At 40.6% G+C, this 18,522-nt stretch carries 17 protein-coding genes; 7 read left to right on the top strand and 10 right to left on the bottom strand.

The window, feature by feature from the left end; translation table 11 throughout:
* Positions 1–2: 2 nt before the first annotated feature.
* From VUI23_RS04490 to tkt, 5 genes are all read right to left on the bottom strand, one after another.
* Positions 3–341, bottom strand: coding sequence for a hypothetical protein (locus tag VUI23_RS04490; RefSeq protein ID WP_342807030.1), 339 nt, complete (start codon positions 339–341; stop codon positions 3–5).
* A gap of 145 nt (positions 342–486) precedes the next feature.
* Positions 487–1,386, bottom strand: a complete 900-nt coding sequence (locus VUI23_RS04485) for a fructose bisphosphate aldolase (RefSeq protein WP_216046859.1) — start codon at positions 1,384–1,386, stop codon at positions 487–489.
* Positions 1,387–1,479: 93 nt separating this feature from the next.
* Positions 1,480–2,658: a phosphoglycerate kinase gene (locus VUI23_RS04480; protein ID WP_216046860.1), complete on the bottom strand. Its 1,179-nt coding sequence runs from the start codon at positions 2,656–2,658 to the stop codon at positions 1,480–1,482.
* An 81-nt stretch (positions 2,659–2,739) separates the two neighbouring features.
* Complete coding sequence (gene epd / locus VUI23_RS04475; protein ID WP_216046861.1) at positions 2,740–3,747, bottom strand: erythrose-4-phosphate dehydrogenase; 1,008 nt, start codon at positions 3,745–3,747, stop codon at positions 2,740–2,742.
* A 114-nt stretch (positions 3,748–3,861) separates the two neighbouring features.
* Positions 3,862–5,853: a transketolase gene (tkt, locus tag VUI23_RS04470; RefSeq protein WP_342807028.1), complete on the bottom strand. Its 1,992-nt coding sequence runs from the start codon at positions 5,851–5,853 to the stop codon at positions 3,862–3,864.
* 349 nt (positions 5,854–6,202) lie between these two features.
* Here tkt and metK point away from each other — a divergent pair, with 349 nt between their 5' ends.
* Positions 6,203–7,348, top strand: a complete 1,146-nt coding sequence (gene metK / locus VUI23_RS04465; RefSeq protein ID WP_216046863.1) for a methionine adenosyltransferase — start codon at positions 6,203–6,205, stop codon at positions 7,346–7,348.
* A 79-nt stretch (positions 7,349–7,427) separates the two neighbouring features.
* On the opposite strand, the gene VUI23_RS04460 is transcribed toward metK, so the two are convergent.
* Entirely contained in the window at positions 7,428–7,880 is a 453-nt protein-coding gene (locus VUI23_RS04460) for a hypothetical protein (RefSeq protein WP_342807026.1), read from the bottom strand.
* 106 nt (positions 7,881–7,986) lie between these two features.
* Here VUI23_RS04460 and VUI23_RS04455 point away from each other — a divergent pair, with 106 nt between their 5' ends.
* The gene (locus VUI23_RS04455; RefSeq protein ID WP_342807024.1) at positions 7,987–8,793 is read left to right on the top strand and encodes a M48 family metallopeptidase; all 807 of its coding nucleotides are present in this window, start codon (positions 7,987–7,989) and stop codon (positions 8,791–8,793) included.
* A gap of 89 nt (positions 8,794–8,882) precedes the next feature.
* On the opposite strand, the gene VUI23_RS04450 is transcribed toward VUI23_RS04455, so the two are convergent.
* Complete coding sequence (locus VUI23_RS04450; RefSeq protein ID WP_216046866.1) at positions 8,883–9,704, bottom strand: mechanosensitive ion channel domain-containing protein; 822 nt, start codon at positions 9,702–9,704, stop codon at positions 8,883–8,885.
* 556 nt (positions 9,705–10,260) lie between these two features.
* Between VUI23_RS04450 and VUI23_RS04445 the strand changes: the two genes are divergently transcribed.
* From VUI23_RS04445 to VUI23_RS04435, 3 genes are all read left to right on the top strand, one after another.
* Positions 10,261–10,440: a hypothetical protein gene (locus tag VUI23_RS04445; protein ID WP_303500542.1), complete on the top strand. Its 180-nt coding sequence runs from the start codon at positions 10,261–10,263 to the stop codon at positions 10,438–10,440.
* A 203-nt stretch (positions 10,441–10,643) separates the two neighbouring features.
* Positions 10,644–11,372: a 16S rRNA (uracil(1498)-N(3))-methyltransferase gene (locus tag VUI23_RS04440; protein ID WP_342807022.1), complete on the top strand. Its 729-nt coding sequence runs from the start codon at positions 10,644–10,646 to the stop codon at positions 11,370–11,372.
* Between the two features lie 88 nt (positions 11,373–11,460).
* Positions 11,461–12,930 (top strand): ATP-binding protein, encoded by a 1,470-nt coding sequence (locus VUI23_RS04435; RefSeq protein ID WP_342807020.1) that lies wholly within the window; start codon positions 11,461–11,463, stop codon positions 12,928–12,930.
* On the opposite strand, the gene VUI23_RS04430 is transcribed toward VUI23_RS04435, so the two are convergent.
* A complete protein-coding gene (locus VUI23_RS04430; RefSeq protein ID WP_216046869.1) occupies positions 12,901–13,551 on the bottom strand; it encodes a response regulator transcription factor in 651 nt (216 codons plus the stop codon). The two genes, VUI23_RS04435 and VUI23_RS04430, sit on opposite strands and share 30 nt — an antisense overlap.
* On the bottom strand, positions 13,548–14,687 hold the full coding sequence (locus VUI23_RS04425; protein ID WP_342807018.1) for a sensor histidine kinase: 1,140 nt from the start codon (positions 14,685–14,687) through the stop codon (positions 13,548–13,550). Before VUI23_RS04425 ends, VUI23_RS04430 begins: the two co-directional genes overlap by 4 nt.
* 220 nt (positions 14,688–14,907) lie before the next feature.
* Here VUI23_RS04425 and VUI23_RS04420 point away from each other — a divergent pair, with 220 nt between their 5' ends.
* Complete coding sequence (locus VUI23_RS04420; RefSeq protein ID WP_342807016.1) at positions 14,908–15,642, top strand: hypothetical protein; 735 nt, start codon at positions 14,908–14,910, stop codon at positions 15,640–15,642.
* Here VUI23_RS04420 and VUI23_RS04415 read toward each other — a convergent pair.
* The gene (locus tag VUI23_RS04415; RefSeq protein WP_342807014.1) at positions 15,639–16,820 is read right to left on the bottom strand and encodes a DNA-binding transcriptional regulator; all 1,182 of its coding nucleotides are present in this window, start codon (positions 16,818–16,820) and stop codon (positions 15,639–15,641) included. The genes VUI23_RS04420 and VUI23_RS04415 overlap by 4 nt on opposite strands.
* A 184-nt stretch (positions 16,821–17,004) precedes the next feature.
* On the opposite strand from VUI23_RS04415, the gene xylB reads away from it, so the two are divergent.
* Complete coding sequence (xylB, locus tag VUI23_RS04410; RefSeq protein ID WP_342807012.1) at positions 17,005–18,465, top strand: xylulokinase; 1,461 nt, start codon at positions 17,005–17,007, stop codon at positions 18,463–18,465.
* Positions 18,466–18,522: the final 57 nt, after the last annotated feature.

Raw genomic sequence — 18,522 nt, 5'->3', positions numbered from 1 at the left:
ACTTAACGGCCTAAATAACTATCAATCAAATGGGTTAATTGCTCATCAAGATGAGCTTCAAAATCGTCTAGTTTTTTATTAAAGGCACTAAGATACAATGCCGCTTGCTGCTGATTTAAACGCTTCCCATTCGTTTTATATTCGGTTTCTGGCAAAGATTTATCATACCTTGGGATAATCACCCAACGAATAAAATCGGAATCTAAACCCACCACCATTTTTTTTGCGTGTTTACAAAACCCCTTTATGTGGGCTGCGCCCTCTGGCCCTAGACATCCGGGCTCAACTCGGAATGTTACCGTAAGCTTTTTATACAACGGCAATGGCAATTCGAATTTCATAATTATCCTAATATCGGTAACCGGAATTTTTCAGTGCTCAGTCAGCCGTTATATTTTAGTCGTGATAATCAAAAAATGTTAAACCTAACAGCAGAAAACAAAAAAGCCGGACAAAAGTCCGGCTGTTTAGTCGTTTACACTATTACTAGGTGATTGAAGCTTGATAGATACTTTCAATAGAAGCATCTAGGGTTTCTTCAAATTCTTTATCAGAAAGTTGCGCAAATAACCCTTCTGATAGAGCGCGTGAGAAACTTGCAATAATACCTTTATTTGCCTTTAAACGGTTGTTGGCTTCTTCTCTTGAATAACCACCAGACAAAGCAACCACTTTGAGTACACGAGGGTGCTCAATTAGCTCAGAATAAAAACCATTCACTTCAGGCAAAGTCAGTTTTAACATCACTTGCTGGGTGTCTGGTAATGCATCCAATTGAGCTAAAATTTCAGCTTTAAGAATTGCTTCAGCGGCTTCTTTATCAGGCGCATGAATATCAACTTCTGGTTCTATAATAGGAACTAGTCCCTTAGCCAATATTTGTTGCCCTACTAAAAACTGCTGTTCAATTACGGCTTTAATGCCAGCCGGATTGGCAGATTTCACCACTGAGCGCATCTTGGTACCAAATACATCTTTCGCATTGGCTTTATCAAGAACGTCATCTAAGCCAGGCATTGCTTTCATTAGCTGAACGCCATTCTCTTCTGCTTCTAACCCTTTATCCACTTTAAGAAATGGGACAACTTGCTTTTCTTGCCACAAATAGTGAGAACTGGCTTTACCTTCAATATCCCTATCTAAGGTATTTTCAAACAAAATAGCGCCTAGTACTCGCTTACCATTAAACGCTTTGTTGGTGATGATTCGAGTGCGCATTTCGTGCACTTTACCGAACATCTCTTCGTCACCGTTATATTCATCTTCGGTCACGCCATACAGTTTTAATGCTTTTGGGGTACTACCACCACTTTGATCCAAGGCCGCGATAAATCCATTATCGGACTCTATTTTTTTAAGCATGTCTAGTTGTGCTTGTGATGCCATCCGCAACACTCCTTTTTATTTGAGTAGAATACAAAACTTAACTTGAGTGTTTCACTACACTTCTTCTTCTTGGAGTAATCAATCTGACGACTGTCACTCTTTTGCCCTTGCTTCCAACATTGCTACAGCAGGTAACGTTTTGCCTTCTAAGAACTCCAAGAAAGCACCACCACCTGTTGATATATACGAAACTTTGTCAGATATACCATATTTGTCTACTGCTGCCAAAGTATCACCACCACCAGCAATTGAAAAAGCACTGCTTTGTGCAATTGCCAACGAAATTGCTTTGGTTCCTTCACCAAATTGATCGAATTCAAAAACCCCTACTGGCCCGTTCCATACGATAGTTCCCGCCTGTCGAATTAACGCGGCAAGTTGATTTGATGTTTGTGGTCCAACATCAAAAATCATATCTTCGTCTGCGACTTGTGTAACAGCCTTCAAACTGGCTGATGCGGTTTCTGAAAACTCAGTGCCAGTCACCACATCCACGGGTACTGGAATATTGCCACCGTTGTCACTTGCCGTCTGCATTAATCGTTTTGCTTCAGGAATCAAATCTGCTTCATATAAAGATTTGCCCACATTATGCCCTTGTGCAGCAATAAATGTATTGGCAATCCCGCCACCAACGATTAATTGATCAACTTTACTAGAAAGTGACTCTAAAACGGTTAATTTAGTAGAAACTTTAGAACCACCCACAATAGCCAACAAAGGTCGGGCTGGATTGTCTAAAGCTTTACCAAGTGCATCTAATTCATTGACTAACAAAGGTCCCGCACAAGCTATTGGAGCAAACTTACCCACACCATGGGTGGAAGCCTGCGCTCTGTGCGCGGTGCCAAAAGCATCCATTACATACACATCACATAAGCCAGCATACTGCTTTGCAAGCCCTTCGTCGTCTTTTTTCTCACCTACATTGAAACGTACGTTTTCTAAAACGACAACTTCACCTGTTGCCACTTCCACACCATCAAGATAATCAGAGGCTAAACTAACCGGACAATCGAGGTGATCATTCAAATAGTTGACGACAGGTTGCATGGAGTACTGAGCGTCAAACTCGCCTTCGGTGGGTCTGCCTAGGTGCGACATCACCATTACCTTGGCACCTTTTTCAAGCGCTAGTTTAATCGTTGGTAAGGCTGCTTTAATTCTCGCATCTGATGTCACTTTGCCATCTTTGACTGGCACGTTGAGATCTTCGCGTATTAACACTCGTTTATCTGCGAGGGTCAAATCTGCCATACTGAGTATCGACATATAGGTTCCTTTAATCTTGCTATTATTGATTGTTAATCTATAACACCATTAAGTATATTTATTTTTAATTACATTTATAGTTCAAATACGAAACATAGCTTGCGCAGTGTCTAACATTCGATTCGCAAAACCCCACTCGTTATCACACCATACCAGTGTTTTCACAAGTTGTTTGTGACTCACTCTGGTTTGTGTGCCATCCACGATACAAGAATGTGGATCATGATTGAAGTCTATTGATACCAAAGGCTCTTCAGTGTAACTCAATATTCCATTTAATCTGCCCTGACCTGCTTGTTTCAACACCTGATTAATGTCATTTATTGACACTTTTTTATCTACTGTCACACTCAAGTCCATCGCTGTGACATTAATTGTAGGCACTCTGACAGCGATCGCTTCAAATTTTCCTGCAAATTTTGGCAACACCCGTTCAATACCAGCAGCTAATCGGGTATCTACGGGAATAATCGATTGGCTAGCAGCTCGTGTTCGGCGCAAATCTGGATGATACGCATCAATCACTTGTTGATCATGCATAGAAGAATGAATGGTTGTGACTGTGCCGCTTAACACATCAAATGCTTTATCAAGAACTTGAATTACCGGCACGATGCAATTTGTAGTACAAGAGCCATTGGAAACAATGCGATCATCACTTTGCAACAAGTCATCATTGATACCGTAAATAACAGTAGCATCCATGTCTGGTGTCGATGGGTGGGAAAAAAGTACTTTTTTAGCGCCTTGGGCAATATGAATTTCCGCATCCGCTCTATCGTTGTGAACGCCTGTGCACTCTAAGACTAAATCCACATCGAGCTCGGCCCAGGGTAGCTTGTCTAAAGTAGCGAACTGTAGCAATTGAATCGTATCACCGGCCACATTCAAACAATCCCCATTCAGGGAAACCGGAAATCCAAAACGACCGTGAGCTGTGTCGTATTTTAATAAATGAGCAATGCCTTCAGGATTAGCAATCTCATTAATTGCAACAATTTTGATTTGTTCGTGTCGAGCTGTTTCGTACAAAGCCCGCAATACGTTTCGACCTATGCGACCAAAGCCATTTATTGCAATTCGTATCATGTCACTCTTAATACATAAATGGGCACGCTCTGTTACAAGTGTGCCCTTTTCTAGTAATTAGGTTACCAACACTAAAAACCTTAGGTTAGTAACGCTAGTTTATTTTGCGCTCGATTATAATGAATTCGCCGCCTCTACGATAGCATCTGCGGTAAAACCAAAGTATTTCAGCAACGCGCCACCAGGGGCAGACTCACCAAAGGTAGTCATACCAACGATTTTGCCATCGAATCCAACATATTTGTGCCAAAAATCCACATGAGCAGCTTCAACAGCAACACGTTTTGTCACGCTGCGAGGTAATACAGACTCACGATAATCAGCATCTTGGGCATCAAAGACATTGGTGCTAGGCATAGATACTACACGTACAGCCTTACCTTGCGCAGTTAATTTTTGCGCAGCTTCAACCGTGATAGCGATTTCAGAGCCTGTGGCAATCAAGATGATTTCAGGTGTCGTGTCACAATCCAGCAAAACATATCCACCTTTGACGATATCAGCAAGTTGCTGCTCATTGCGAGATTGTGCAGGTAAACCCTGACGGCTGAATACCAGTGCTGATGGTCCATCTTTGCGCTCAATTGCCGCTTTCCAAGCCACAGCTGTTTCAGCTCCATCACAAGGTCTCCACGTCGTTAGATTTGGAGTTAGACGTAAATTCGCTACTTGCTCAATAGGTTGATGAGTTGGACCATCTTCCCCTTGTCCAATGGAATCATGGGTATAAACGAAAATATTAGGAATTCCCATCAACGCAGACATACGCACAGCATTACGAGCGTATTCCATGAACATTAAAAAGGTTGCACCATAAGTTCTGAAGCCGCCATGCAGCCCAATACCATTCATGATCGCGCTCATACCAAATTCACGTACGCCGTAGAAAATATAGTTGCCACTGGCATCATCGGCGGTAATACCTTTTGAACCAGACCACAATGTTAGGTTAGATCCGGCTAAATCGGCTGAACCACCAACCACTTCAGGTAGTAAACTGGCAAAGGCTTCAATTGCATTTTGCGAAGACTTACGACTCGCAACGTTTTCAGCTTTTTCTTGGGTTTGTTTAATATATGCGGCGGCTTTATCGCTGAAATCAGCAGGTAAGTCACCATTTAAACGACGGGTAAACTCACTGGCTAACTCTGGATATGCTTCTGCGTATTTAGCAAACTTTCCATTCCACTGTTGCTCAAGCTCTAAACCTGTTTGTTTCGCATCCCATTGTGCGTAGATATCTTCAGGAATAACGAAAGGGGCATGGTTCCAGTTAAGTTCTTTGCGGGTTGCTTCAACTTCATCAAGACCTAAAGGTGAACCATGACTATCGTGGCTACCTGATTTATTAGGTGAACCAAATCCGATGACTGTTTTACAACAAATCATGGTGGGTTTAGAAGTTTCTGCTTTAGCCGCTTTGATTGCAGCATTGATGGCTTCAGGATCGTGTCCATCCACGTCAGCAATAACGTGCCAACCATAAGACTCAAAACGAGCAGGAGTATCGTCAGTAAACCAACCTTCTACTTCACCATCAATGGAAATACCGTTGTCATCCCAAAAGGCGATCAACTTACCTAAACCTAAAGTTCCAGCAAGTGAACAAGTTTCATGAGAAACCCCTTCCATCAAACAACCATCACCTAAAAAGCAATAGGTGAAATGATCAACAATATCAAACTCAGGTTGATTAAATTGTGCTGCTAACATTTTTTCAGCGATTGCCATACCAACAGCGTTACTAATACCTTGTCCTAAAGGACCGGTAGTGGTTTCAACTCCAGGTGCGTAGCCATACTCTGGGTGACCTGGAGTCCTTGAATGCAATTGACGAAAGTTTTTTAATTCTTCAATTGGCAAGTCGTAACCGGTTAGATGCAACAAAGAATAGATCAACATCGAGCCATGACCATTAGACAACACGAAGCGGTCACGGTTAGCCCATTTCGGGTTAGCTGGATTGTGGTGCATAAAATCACTCCACAATACTTGTGCAATATCAGCCATTCCCATTGGTGCTCCGGGGTGACCTGAATTAGCTTGTTGTACCGCATCCATTGATAAAGCGCGAATGGCATTGGCTAGTTCTCGACGTGAAGGCATGGTGTCTCCTGCTATAAATAATTGCCTAAAAGCATGCTCAACGCCTAACTAAATTGGCTATGACATTGATTAATTTGCTTGTATTCATTTTGGGGTTGAACATTTTCCACCAGCCATCGCCGAACTGCAACGCTTATTCATTATTGATTATGCTTTTTTTGGTTATGTTCTATTCCTTTTCTGGTAATTCACGTACATACAAGTGGAAACCATTCTGAACATATAGCCATTTGGACGTCTAGACGGAAAGACTGGTATTTTAGAAAATAATGATTAGAATGCAACTATTGCCGATAAGAAATCACTTTTGGCGTGAATCTATTAAGCGAATTCAAGAAAGGAAAAACACATGACATCACATCTTTTTACTTCAGAGTCTGTTTCTGAGGGGCACCCAGACAAAATTGCAGATCAAATCTCTGATGCAGTGTTAGATGCCATTTTAACCCAAGACCCTAAAGCCCGTGTGGCTTGTGAGACATTTGTCAAAACCGGAATGGTACTTGTGGGTGGTGAAGTGACCACCTCGGCTTGGGTAGACATTGAAGAATTGACACGCAAAACCGTTCGCGAAATTGGCTATACCCACTCAGATATGGGTTTTGACGCAGATTCATGTGCAGTGCTCAACGCCATAGGTAAACAGTCACCAGATATTAATCAAGGTGTTGATCGTAGTCGTCCAGAAGAGCAAGGTGCGGGAGATCAAGGCTTGATGTTTGGCTATGCCAGTGATGAAACCGATGTTTTAATGCCTGCGCCAATTACTTATTCCCATCGTCTGGTAAAACGTCAGGCAGAAGTCAGAAAAAACAACTCGTTGCCTTGGTTGCGCCCTGATGCCAAAAGCCAAGTCACTTTTATCTATGAAAATAATCAACCTGTCGGCATAGACGCAGTTGTATTGTCAACTCAACATTGTGACTCAATCAGTACTGCTGATTTGCAAGAAGCCGTTATGGAAGAAATTATCAAACCCGTGCTGCCTGAAAAGTGGTTGTCTGCCAAAACAAAATTTTTAATTAACCCAACAGGTCGATTTGTTATTGGTGGTCCAATGGGTGACTGTGGATTGACTGGTCGTAAAATAATAGTCGACACTTATGGCGGCATGGCCCGTCATGGTGGTGGCTGTTTCTCAGGAAAAGATCCCTCTAAAGTTGATCGTTCAGCGGCTTACGCCGGTCGTTATGTGGCTAAGAATATAGTCGCAGCAGGGTTAGCTAAACGTTGTGAAATCCAAGTTTCTTATGCAATTGGCGTAGCCGAACCAACATCAATTAGCATTGAAACTTTTGGTACTGGTGTTATCTCAGATCAAAAACTCACCGATTTAGTAAGAGCTAATTTTGACCTTCGTCCTTATGGCCTAATAAAAATGCTCGATCTTGAACGTCCTATCTATCAAGCGACAGCTGCTTACGGTCACTTTGGCCGCGAAGAGTTTCCTTGGGAAGCGACAGATAAAGCTGAGCAATTGAAGGCTGCACTATAAATTAATTAGACATCATATGATGATTAGTTAAACTCAAAATAGCGTCTTTTAGACGCTATTTTTGTTTTAACAGATATTGTTAATCAATAATTTGACAATAATCAGAATTCACCAAAATCATATGCACTTTATTGGCCATCCGAACTCGTACGCATTCCCCCTCATCAGCTGGGAAGTAATCTAAAACCACAACTAAATACTCACCGTCAGTTGCGGTGAGATGGTACTCGAACCCTCTACTAGGGCCCTCTTCAATACTGGTGAGCAATCCACCGAAGAAAGCACCAATTAGTGCACCTGCAAGAATCTGCCTGTCGCTTCCGTAAACATTATTCAATGCGCCCCAAAGCCCCCAACTCGCAGCGGCCTCGCCAGCATGAGATTCAAATTTAACATCGTATATTTGATCGACATTGGCATATAGCTCAGTGACAAATTGGTTACGTTCATAATTTCGCGTATGATGAGATGCGCAAGATGATACTAAAAATGGCAAACTCAGTGCCGCTAATTTTATGAATGTCATTTTCATAGATACACATCTTGTTAATTAATTATTACCAGCATACTGATCTAAAACTGAATTGAAGCTTAACAATTAAGAATTAGTGCAGTTAACGGGAAATCGGAAATCATTTATGTTTAAACACATCTCCAAAACATGTCTAGCAGCTACCATTAGCGCAGTATTACTAACGGCTTGTTCTACCTCTCCCACAGGCAGGTCCCAATTAAAGCTCTACTCTAAAGATCAATTAGCGGATATGGGAGCGCAAGCTTTCGATGGTATGAAAATAGAACAGAAAGTCTCGCAACAAGGAGTAGATAATCAATATGTTTCTTGTGTTGCAAGCTTCATAACCAAACATGTGCCTAGCAGTGTCTTTGATGGCCAATGGGAGCTGGTAGTTTTTGAAGACGATCAAGTTAACGCCTTCGCGTTGCCAGGGGGAAAGATTGGTGTTTACACAGGGCTGCTTAAAGTGGCTCAAAATCAAGATCAATTGGCCGCTGTTATCGGTCATGAAGTTGGCCATGTTATTGCTGAACATGGAAATGAAAGAATGTCCAATTCGGCGCTAATCGGCATAGGTTTAGAGGCCACCAATCAAATCTTAAATGCTAAACAAGTGGCAAATAGCAACATGATTATGGCTGGTATTGGTTTAGGAGTTCAAGTCGGTGTACAACTGCCATTTAGCCGCACCCACGAGACTGAAGCCGATCTAATAGGCTTAGAGTTAATGGCAAGAGCTGGGTTTGACCCTACTCAGTCGGTTGAATTATGGAAGAATATGGACAAGGCAAGTGATGGACAACGGACTTCTGAATTTATGTCTACTCACCCCTCCCCCACAACGCGGATTGAAACCCTTACGGCCAATATGTCGGCAGCACAAGCATTGGCGAATCAAGCAATCGATAAACCGAACTGTAAAATGTAATTTCCCGTAAATGTAACTATCCGTATCGAGTTAATTTTAGTTAAAAAAAATACCCCTAATTAGGGGCATTTTTTATATTTAACGGAAGATTACTCTTCTGTTTTATGTAAATGCACATCCATTTGTGGGAATGGAATGCTAATGCCTTCTTGGTCAAAGCGAAGTTTAACCGCTTCAGTGAAGTCAAATTTAACAGCCCAGTAGTCAGCAGAAGCTACCCAAGGACGAACGATAAAGTTAACACTGCTATCTGCCAATTCTGAAACAGCAACTGTAGGCGCAGGATCTTTTAGTATACGCTCATCAGCATTAACCATTTCAATAAGCACTTCTTTAGCTTTCTTAAGATCAGCGTCGTAACCGATACCAACAACCATATCCACTCGACGAGTTTCTTTTGCTGATACGTTTACAATGTTACCGCTATAGATAGCACCGTTTGGAACAATAATTTCTTTGTTATCAGGCGTTGTCATTACTGTAGTGAAGATAGTGATATCTTTAACTACACCAGCAGTACCAGCTGCTTCGATGAAATTTCCGCGAGTAAATGGGCGGAAAACAAGCAACATCACACCTGCAGCAAAATTCTGTAAAGAACCTTGTAGTGACAAACCAATTGCCAAACCTGCAGCACCTAAAATTGCAACTAAGGACGTAGTATCTACACCTAGTTGGTCTAATGAGGCAACAATAACAAACAACATTAAAATAGCGTTAACTATGGCCTTTAAAAAGTCGACAAGCATGTCGTCATATTTAGAGCGAGCCATAACTTTGCCAAACACATTGACAAGAATTCCAACAACCATTTTACCGATAATGTAAATGATGACAGCGAACAATATGTTCAGCCCCCAAGGAATTACATAAGTTTCAACTAACTCTGATACATTTATATCTTCAAGCATTTTTTGTTTCTCCCGAACATTTTTTAATTCTTTGAATAGCGATAGTCCTACACCAAAAGAAAGCCTTTTCATTTATTTGGCTAACATCACTACTTGGTAATTAGTGGGACGACGAAATAATAAAGGAAACAACAAGATATGCACCCTTTTTTTGTCAAATTAGACTAATGTATATGTCGCAATTTAGCGTCATAGACTAAAGTTTAATTCGCTTAATTCTTTTAATCATTTAGAGTGTTTGTCATTGAATTGTCAAAAATCAAAGTTACTTTATCCCTCGGATTTGAAGGCTTCGACATTCAATATCTTGGATTTTATTTCAGAATTTGTTCAACATATTTTTGTATTAAAACAAAATTTTTATCACTGTTTAATATTAAGAACAGGTAGCTGAACTCCTTTTAAAAATGTTGGTTATTTACAAATACCTGAATTTGTTAGGGTTTTACTAATGTTTATTTTTTAAGCATTTTAAACTCTACTTTAGTTAATAGAAGTGCTATGCTATTCGCCCCTAAATTAAGGGTTCTTAGTAATATTTTTAAAGGAATTGAAAATGTTAATTCTCTCTCTTATCTTCGTTAGTTTGATAATTCTATTGGTCTTTTGCCTTGCTAAAGATACGGGTGAGCACACTGCGTTTGCGCGCAAGAATGCTTCTATTAATAATCAGCAGGAATCTACTGATAGCTCGCACAATAGAATGACTTCAACTAAAACGTTAAATGCCAACTAACAATAGCCAAGATTTATTCTTCTCTATGATTGATTAATTCAAATGCGGTGACAAAATCACCGCATTTGATTTGAAAATCACTGGCTTTGCTTATTAATTAAATAAACTTACTTGGTTGTTTGCCAATGGTCGGTAATTCTTTAGTTGAGATACCTTCTACTTGATATACCATATAGTGCATTGTTAACTGCTGTTGTAATCCCATGCGAATTCCAAGAATTTATCACCCCGACTTACTCATTGTTGATCAGATTATTGATCTCACCCCTGATGCTGCAAACCATATAGTCAGTGTTCTGCGTCTAAACGAAGGTCACCCATTAGTGCTGTTTAATGGGGATGGCAACGAATATAGCGCTGAACTAGTGACTGCCAAAAAACGTCAGGCAAAGGTGTTAATTGACGCAAAACTGTCTATCAACGTCGAATCCACATTAAATATTCATTTAGGTCAAGGTGTCTCACGAGGCGACAGAATGGATATGGCAATTCAAAAAGCAGTTGAACTCGGTGTCACTGAAATTACGCCATTGATCACCGAAAGATGTGGCGTGAAATTATCAGCTGAACGCTGGGAAAAAAAATGCCAGCAATGGCAAAAGTTAATTATTTCAGCCTGTGAACAATGTGGTAGAAATCAAATTCCCACATTACATCCATGCACATCGATTCATGAATGGACAAAACAATCCACCACACAGCTTCGATTAACCTTACATCCCAGAGCTGAAAAGAGTATTAAACACTTATCAATCCCCTCCAGTGGAGTTAAATTATTGATAGGACCAGAAGGTGGATTTAGCGAGTCTGAAATCTATGCCACTGAGCAAGTTGGCTTTCAAACAGTGCAAATGGGTCCTCGAGTGTTAAGAACGGAAACCGCAGCGATTGCCGCAATAGCGGCCTTGCAAGCTATTCACGGTGACCTTTAACGAGCAAAATTAGCGTAGACAGCAGCGGCTTTTATGCTACATTGTTTAAAATTGCTACTAACGGATTAAGAATAAAGCAATCATTAATATGAAATCTCACAAGGTTATCAACATTCGCGGTGCAAGCAATTACACGCATTTGAAGCGACATAATGCGATTGAGTCCGGTCGCATAAATGCGTTAGACATGTTGGTTAATGGTAATCCCCTCGAAGAAGTACTAAGCGAATTAGTATCAAGTCTAGAATCTGCTACGACAGGGCTTAAATGTTTGATTAGCTTGTTAGATAGCTCACGCACTGTGCTAAACCCATTCGTTGGGCCAAGTTTACCACTGCCGCTTCTGGAGGCTTTAAAAAATCAAAAGGTATTTCCTGCTGCAACAACTTGTGCTGTAGCAATAGGCAAAAGAGAATTAGCCGTAAGTGAAGATATTATTCAAGATCCCCACTGGCATGAATTACAAAATGTCGCCATTGCTTGCGGTATACGCTGCTGTTGGTCACAACCCATCATTTCCCCTAATGGCGAAGTGTTTGGCACATTTTCTATGTTTTTTCCGACCTCGGGAGTCCCTGAACAAGACGATATAGACTCCTTGACCTACGAGGCTCAAATTGTCTCAATTATTCTTGAACGAGCTAACAACATTCAACAACTGAAAGAAACCAATGCCGAATTAGAAAGACGAGTTGAAGAACGAACACAAGAATTAACCAATACCAATCATATGTTGAAAAAGGCGTTAGACCAGCGCAACGAGGTACAAAACCAGTTAGTCGAATTAGAAAATATGGCGGCTTTGGGAACCATGATGTCGAGTCTAACGCATGAGATCAATACACCAACAGGTGTTGCTATCACAGCGATTTCCTACTTACGCAGTATTCTGAGCAAGACAACACAAGCCTTTCAACAAGAACAACTAAAGCGATCCGAGTTAGAACAATTTTTTGCAGCAACCGAAGAGAGTGTTGATATTGTTGAACGCAATTTGATTCGCTCTACTCAGTTAATTAAAACCTTCAAACAACTTTCCTTAGACCAGCACAGTCAAGAAGCTCGTAAAATTAATCTTATTAGTTACGTAAATGAAATTTTATTGACCTTGAAACCACGCTTAAAGCGCTCCAATCAAAAATTTTGTTTTGACATAGATCCTGAATTGGAAGTCTATAGTAATCCCGGTGCGATTAGCCAATTACTGATAAATCTGATTATGAACTCTGTACAACACGGTTTTGACGCAAAGCAAATTGGTCATATCTTCTTTAAAATAAGGGTTATCGAGCAAGCGATAGGTCAACCGATGTTAGAGCTAATATACAAAGATAACGGTTGTGGGATGTCAGAATATACGATTGAAAACTTATACAAACCATTTTTTACCAGCGCTCGGCACAATGGCGGTTCTGGTTTGGGTATGCACATATGTTACGACATTGTGGTTAAAGTATTAGCTGGGCACATTGATTGTAAATCTAAAATTGGAAAAGGCGTCGAATTCACGGTTACCTTTCCGGTTAGTTTAGATAAACCCGAGCTCGATAGCTTTTAAAACAGCACGAGTGCGATCGCGCACGCCTAATTTATCTAATACATTCGAAACCTGATTTTTAACCGTACCTTCAGATTTAAACATCAACTCGGAGATTTCACGATTACTGCAACCAGCAGCAATTAATCGCAATATTTCAACTTCTTTAGCACTAAGAGGAATCGGGGCGATAGAGCTTTCAAACGCAGTTTCTTTACCTTGCAGACTTTTTAATACACGCTGCGTAAGGCCAGGTTGAATTAATGTTTCTCCGCTATGTACTTTAACAATAGCCTCGACCAAGGTTTCTAACGATACATCCTTCAGTAAATACCCTTTCGCCCCCGCTTGAATAGCTTGGATAACAAGCTGATGTTCATCAAAAGTTGTGAGCATAATCACTGGTGGAATTTCTGCTGGTGCCTTCAGATTTAAGGCTTCAACCGTTTCAATTCCATTCATGATTGGCATCCGAATATCCATGAGTACGACATCGGGCTTATGTGTTGCAATGATATTCAATGCACTTTTGCCATCGGCTGCTTCTGCAACAATGTTGATCTCCGGCGCTAGCGACAAAAGGCTTTTAATCCCTTCACGGACCAAGGTTTGGTCGTCTACAACCATCACATTAATACTCATGTTAGCTCCGGTAATTCTATTTTTGTGCGAAACCCTGTTGCCGTTAGTGCAGTATCGATAGTTCCTCCAAGGTTAACGATTCTTTCGCGCATCCCAATCAAACCATTACCCTCTTGTATTTTATTTTGCTGTTTTTGCCTACCGTCGTCATACATTGTCAGCTGGACAGTATTATTTTTGTGGGCTAATTGAATATTGAAATGCTTAGCATTGCTGTGACGCAACGTATTGGTAACAGACTCTTGCACACTGCGTAAAATGGCTTCTGCTACATTAACATCGGATATATTCAAATTAACTTCAATATCTAGTGTAATTCGCAGGTTAGGTACATCATCTAATAGCGCATGAAGGGCCTGACTTAATTCGATATGCGACTTTTCACGAATTTCAGAAACGGCTTCGCGAACATCACTTAATAATAGTTTAGCTAAACCATGGCATTGTTGAATTTTAACCTGAGCTTCGCCATCTGAAATCCGAGAAGCCACCTGTAAATTAATCGTCAATGCAGTCAAATGGTGTCCTAGTAAATCATGAATATTACGAGCAATACGTACTCGCTCCGCTTGTTTTGATGCCTCTCCTAACAACCTTTGAGTTGCCATTAATTCACGATTAAGTTCCATCGCCTGTTCGGTTGCGCGTTTCTCTTTAATATTTGCATTTACCATGACAAGGGCAAAAATATTAAACGTCCAAAATAGCAACGCAGATAGCATTGCCGAATCCACTTGCCAATAAAAATACATTATTAACCAAAAGGGTGCCGACCAAATGGGCGACGTAACCAAGGTTTGTTTGAATGGCATAAAATAGGGTAATTGAGCACTCCAAATGGTAACCAAAATCGCCACAAAGGTGAAAGGAGTCAAAAATGCAAGAGATACAATAGCGATATATTGAACTGCTATTAAAATCAGGCGATAAGCCATGTCATTTCGATATTTGTTATCGGATATCGCAACCATGAAAGACACTATGTAAATAATTAATGCGACGCCGGTAACAAGCATTATTTGAGCGGAATAATTTCCTGAACTCAGCATTAAAAACATCACAATGCCACTTACCACAGCCCATGGAAAAACGGCTGAGAGACTTTCAATATTAAAAAATTGTTTAAAGTTTTGCATTTAGTAACCACGATAGGGTTGTGATAACCCAGATACTGACGCCATTCGATACCTTGAGTATGAACAATCTTTGAGTTGAACACTATAGGCCAAAAGTCATGTTTTAGATTGTGACTTTTGGCACTAAACAAAAAATCAAGAATACCTAAACTGGATTCAAATTAAATCAGATAGTTTATCGATTATTTGAATTTAGCATATTGTCTTATTGGAGATTGAAATGGCAACTTTACACAGTATTTTATTTTCAGCGCATATCATTTTAGGAACTATGGCTCTCATTGTATTTTGGATTCCTCTAGTCTCGTTAAAAGGAAGTCTTAATCACAAAAAATTTGGTCGCTACTATAGTTGGACGATGTATGCCGTTGCTTGTTCAGGTGCACTCATGGCAATACTGGTGATCTATGATCCACTTGCAATAAAAGGCCATTTAATGACAGAAGAAACTGATCCGCAAAACTTCACGGCCAGTTTACGTATTTTTTGGGGATTTCTGTTGTACTTGAGTTTAATTACTTATAGCAGTATTCGCCAAGGCGAAGCGGTTTTAAAGCACAAAAACAACCCTGAAGCGCTGCGCAGATTCAGTCATATTATGCCACTTGTATTACTTATAATAGGTGGTGGTATAACAACCGTTAACGGTTTGTTGAATCACACAACCTTGCATATTATTTTTGGAATATTGGGCTGTGGAATAGGTTTTAGCATGCTGCGTTTTTGCCTAAAGCAACAACATTCTCAAAAGCAATGGATAATCGAGCATTTAAGCGCCATGATCGGCTCAGGAATTGGTGCCTATACTGCGTTTATTGCATTTGGCGGTCGACATATTTTTAGCCATTTAGGAGATGCGCAAATCATCTTTTGGGTTGCTCCAGGGGTAATCGGCGGTCTTGCAATATTTTTACTATCAAAAAATTATGGCAATACCGCTTCCCTACAGGATTAAATTGCGCTTTGCTGGGCGTGTTGCTCCCTGTATTCTTTTGGAGTTTGATCAAAGTGTTTGCGGAACACAGCGTACATATATTGTAGAGACGGATAGCCGCACATAGCCGCGATTTCTGAGGTTTGATTTTCTCCAGATTTTAACATAGAGCACGCTTTTTCCAGTTTCTCATTATGGATTTCATTGTGAATACTATGACCACGTTCTTCATAAAAACGAGTTTCTAAATTTGAGCGAGAAATACCAACATAATCAAGTACTTGATCAACTTTGATACCTCTACAAGCATTTTGTCGAATAAAATGCATCGCTTGGATCACATGGGGGTCTTTTAACGCTTTAAAGTCGGTAGATTGTCTTTGCGCAACACCGACAGGAGGAACCATCACAATCTTATTTTTAAGATTCGGATTATCTAAACGACGATGCAATAATTTGGCAGCTTGAAAGCCCATTTCGAAGCAGCCTTGGGTCACCGAACTCAAACTAATTCGACTCAAATTACGAGCAATATCGTCATCATCTATGCCGACAATCGAAATCTGGTCTGGTACCAACTTCCCCGTATGATCACAAGCTTGGAGCAAATGTCGAGCGCGTGCATCAGTTACCGAAATAACACCGACTGGATTAGGCAAGCTTTGCAACCAATCAGATAATCTATTCATAGAATATTGCCAAGTTTCTGGACGAGTAGGATGTCCACGATAAATAGCGCAATCGAAGCCATCTTCTTTACACAGTTTAACCACCGCTTTTTCTCGCTCGGTGGCCCAACGATGGTTATCATCAGGCGGAAAACCGTAAAATGCGAAACGCTCTAAGCCCTTTTGTTTTAAATGTTCATAGGCACATTTCACCACAGCCAAATTATCGGTAGCAACATAAGGAACATTGGGATAATCATTCTCATTTTCGTAAGAACCGCCCACACCAATAATCGGAATATTGATACCTTCAACGGCTTTTTGAATTGTTGGCGCATCAAAATCAGCGATAATCCCATCACCAACCCAATCATTAATATTGTCAATTCTGGTCAAAAAATCTTCTTCTAGATAAACATCCCAATCGACTTTAGATGACTGTAAATAATGGCCTATGCCTTCAATTACCTGACGGTCATATACTTTGTTCGCATTGAAAAGTAATGAAATACTGTGCTTTGCCTTAAACATCAAACACCTCTTTTACACAAAAAGTTTTATTACGTTTTTGTTGATTGAGCTTATATTAATAGCAAATTTGGTAAAAAGAACCTAGACAACAGATTACGAAATTTAATAATTAAATAACATAATTGATACAAATTGGGCTGTCGTAAAAGATGCACAGACATTTTTTAAACATACTGAGACCAATATGTACCTTGGCGTTGATTTAGGCACTTCGGGCATTAAAATTATTTTAATGGACGAAATCGGCAATATTATAGATAGTGAATCAGAAGCTCTTCAGGTTTCTCGTCCTAAACCTTTATGGTCAGAGCAGGACCCGCAACATTGGTGGTCAGCCTGTGACGCTGCTATGCAAAAATTAGCTAAGCGTAACCAGATGCAGCAAATTAAAAGTATTGGCTTATCTGGACAAATGCATGGTGCGACCTTATTAGATAGCGAAAATAATATCATTCGTCCAGCCATTTTATGGAATGACGGGCGCTGCCAAGCCCAATGCGAAGAACTGGAAAGTAAAATCCCAAATTGCCACCAAATTACCGGTAATTTGATGATGCCCGGCTTTACTGCCCCCAAACTATTGTGGGTTCAGCAAAATGAACCTGAGCAGTTCGCCAAGATTGCTAAAGTACTATTACCTAAAGACTATTTACGCTTCCAGTTAACCGGAGATTTTGCCTCTGATATGTCCGATGCAGCAGGAACTATGTGGCTAGATGTTGAGGCTCGTGACTGGCATCAAGATATGTTAGCGGCCTGTGGTTTAAGCATCGAACAAATGCCCAAATTATATGAAGGTAACGGGATTACTGGACACTTAAGTGCGCATTTAGCAGAGCGTTGGAATATGCAATCTGTACCTGTAATCGCAGGCGGTGGTGATAATGCTGCCGGCGCAGTTGGAGTGGGTTTGGTAAAACCTGGCCAAGCAATGATTTCTCTAGGTACATCTGGAGTGTACTTTTTAGTATCAGAAGGATTTAAAGCCAACCCTCAAATGGCGGTGCATAGTTTTTGTCATGCCATACCAAATACCTGGCACTTAATGTCAGTAATGTTAAGTGCCGCTAGCTGCTTACAATGGTTTGCCGAGGACGTTGTAAAATCAAATGTGGTCGACTTACTAGCTGAATTGGAGTCTGACTCAAGTGCATTTGATGTAACACAAGCACCCATTTTTCTGCCCTATTTGAGCGGAGAAAGAACACCTCACAATAATCCCCATGCACAAGGTACCTTTTTTGGTTTAACCAATGAAAGTAATCAAGCCAGTTTCACTCACGCCATTTTAGAAGGTGTGAGTTTCGCTTTTGCAGATGGTGTGGAGGCAGTGCATGCTTCTGGCGCTCAGGCGACTGAAATCACCTTAATTGGCGGTGGCGCAAAAAGCCCGTATTGGCGTCAACTATTGGCCGATGTATTAAATACAAAGATTACATTTCGTAAAGGCGGTGATGTCGGTCCAGCATTAGGTGCGGCAAGACTAGCAAAAATGGCCGTCCACCCTGAACTGACATTAGAAGATGTATGTCCTGAACCTGAGATTGTCGAAATCCACCAGCCGAATCCAGACATGGTAGCCATTTATAAACCCCGACGAGATAAGTTTAAGAAACTTTACCCAGTTCTTAAGGAACTATTTTAAATGTTTGCGCGCATCTAGCTTGTTAAGACAACTTTGAGCAAAAAGCACAAAAGTCTA

Origin of the sequence: Alteromonas sp. M12, assembly GCF_037478005.1 — a bacterium.
Taxonomy (GTDB): Bacteria; Pseudomonadota; Gammaproteobacteria; order Enterobacterales; family Alteromonadaceae; genus Aliiglaciecola; species Aliiglaciecola lipolytica_A.
Note: the sequence above shows the minus strand (reverse complement) of the source record. Positions and strands in the feature narration are given on the sequence as shown.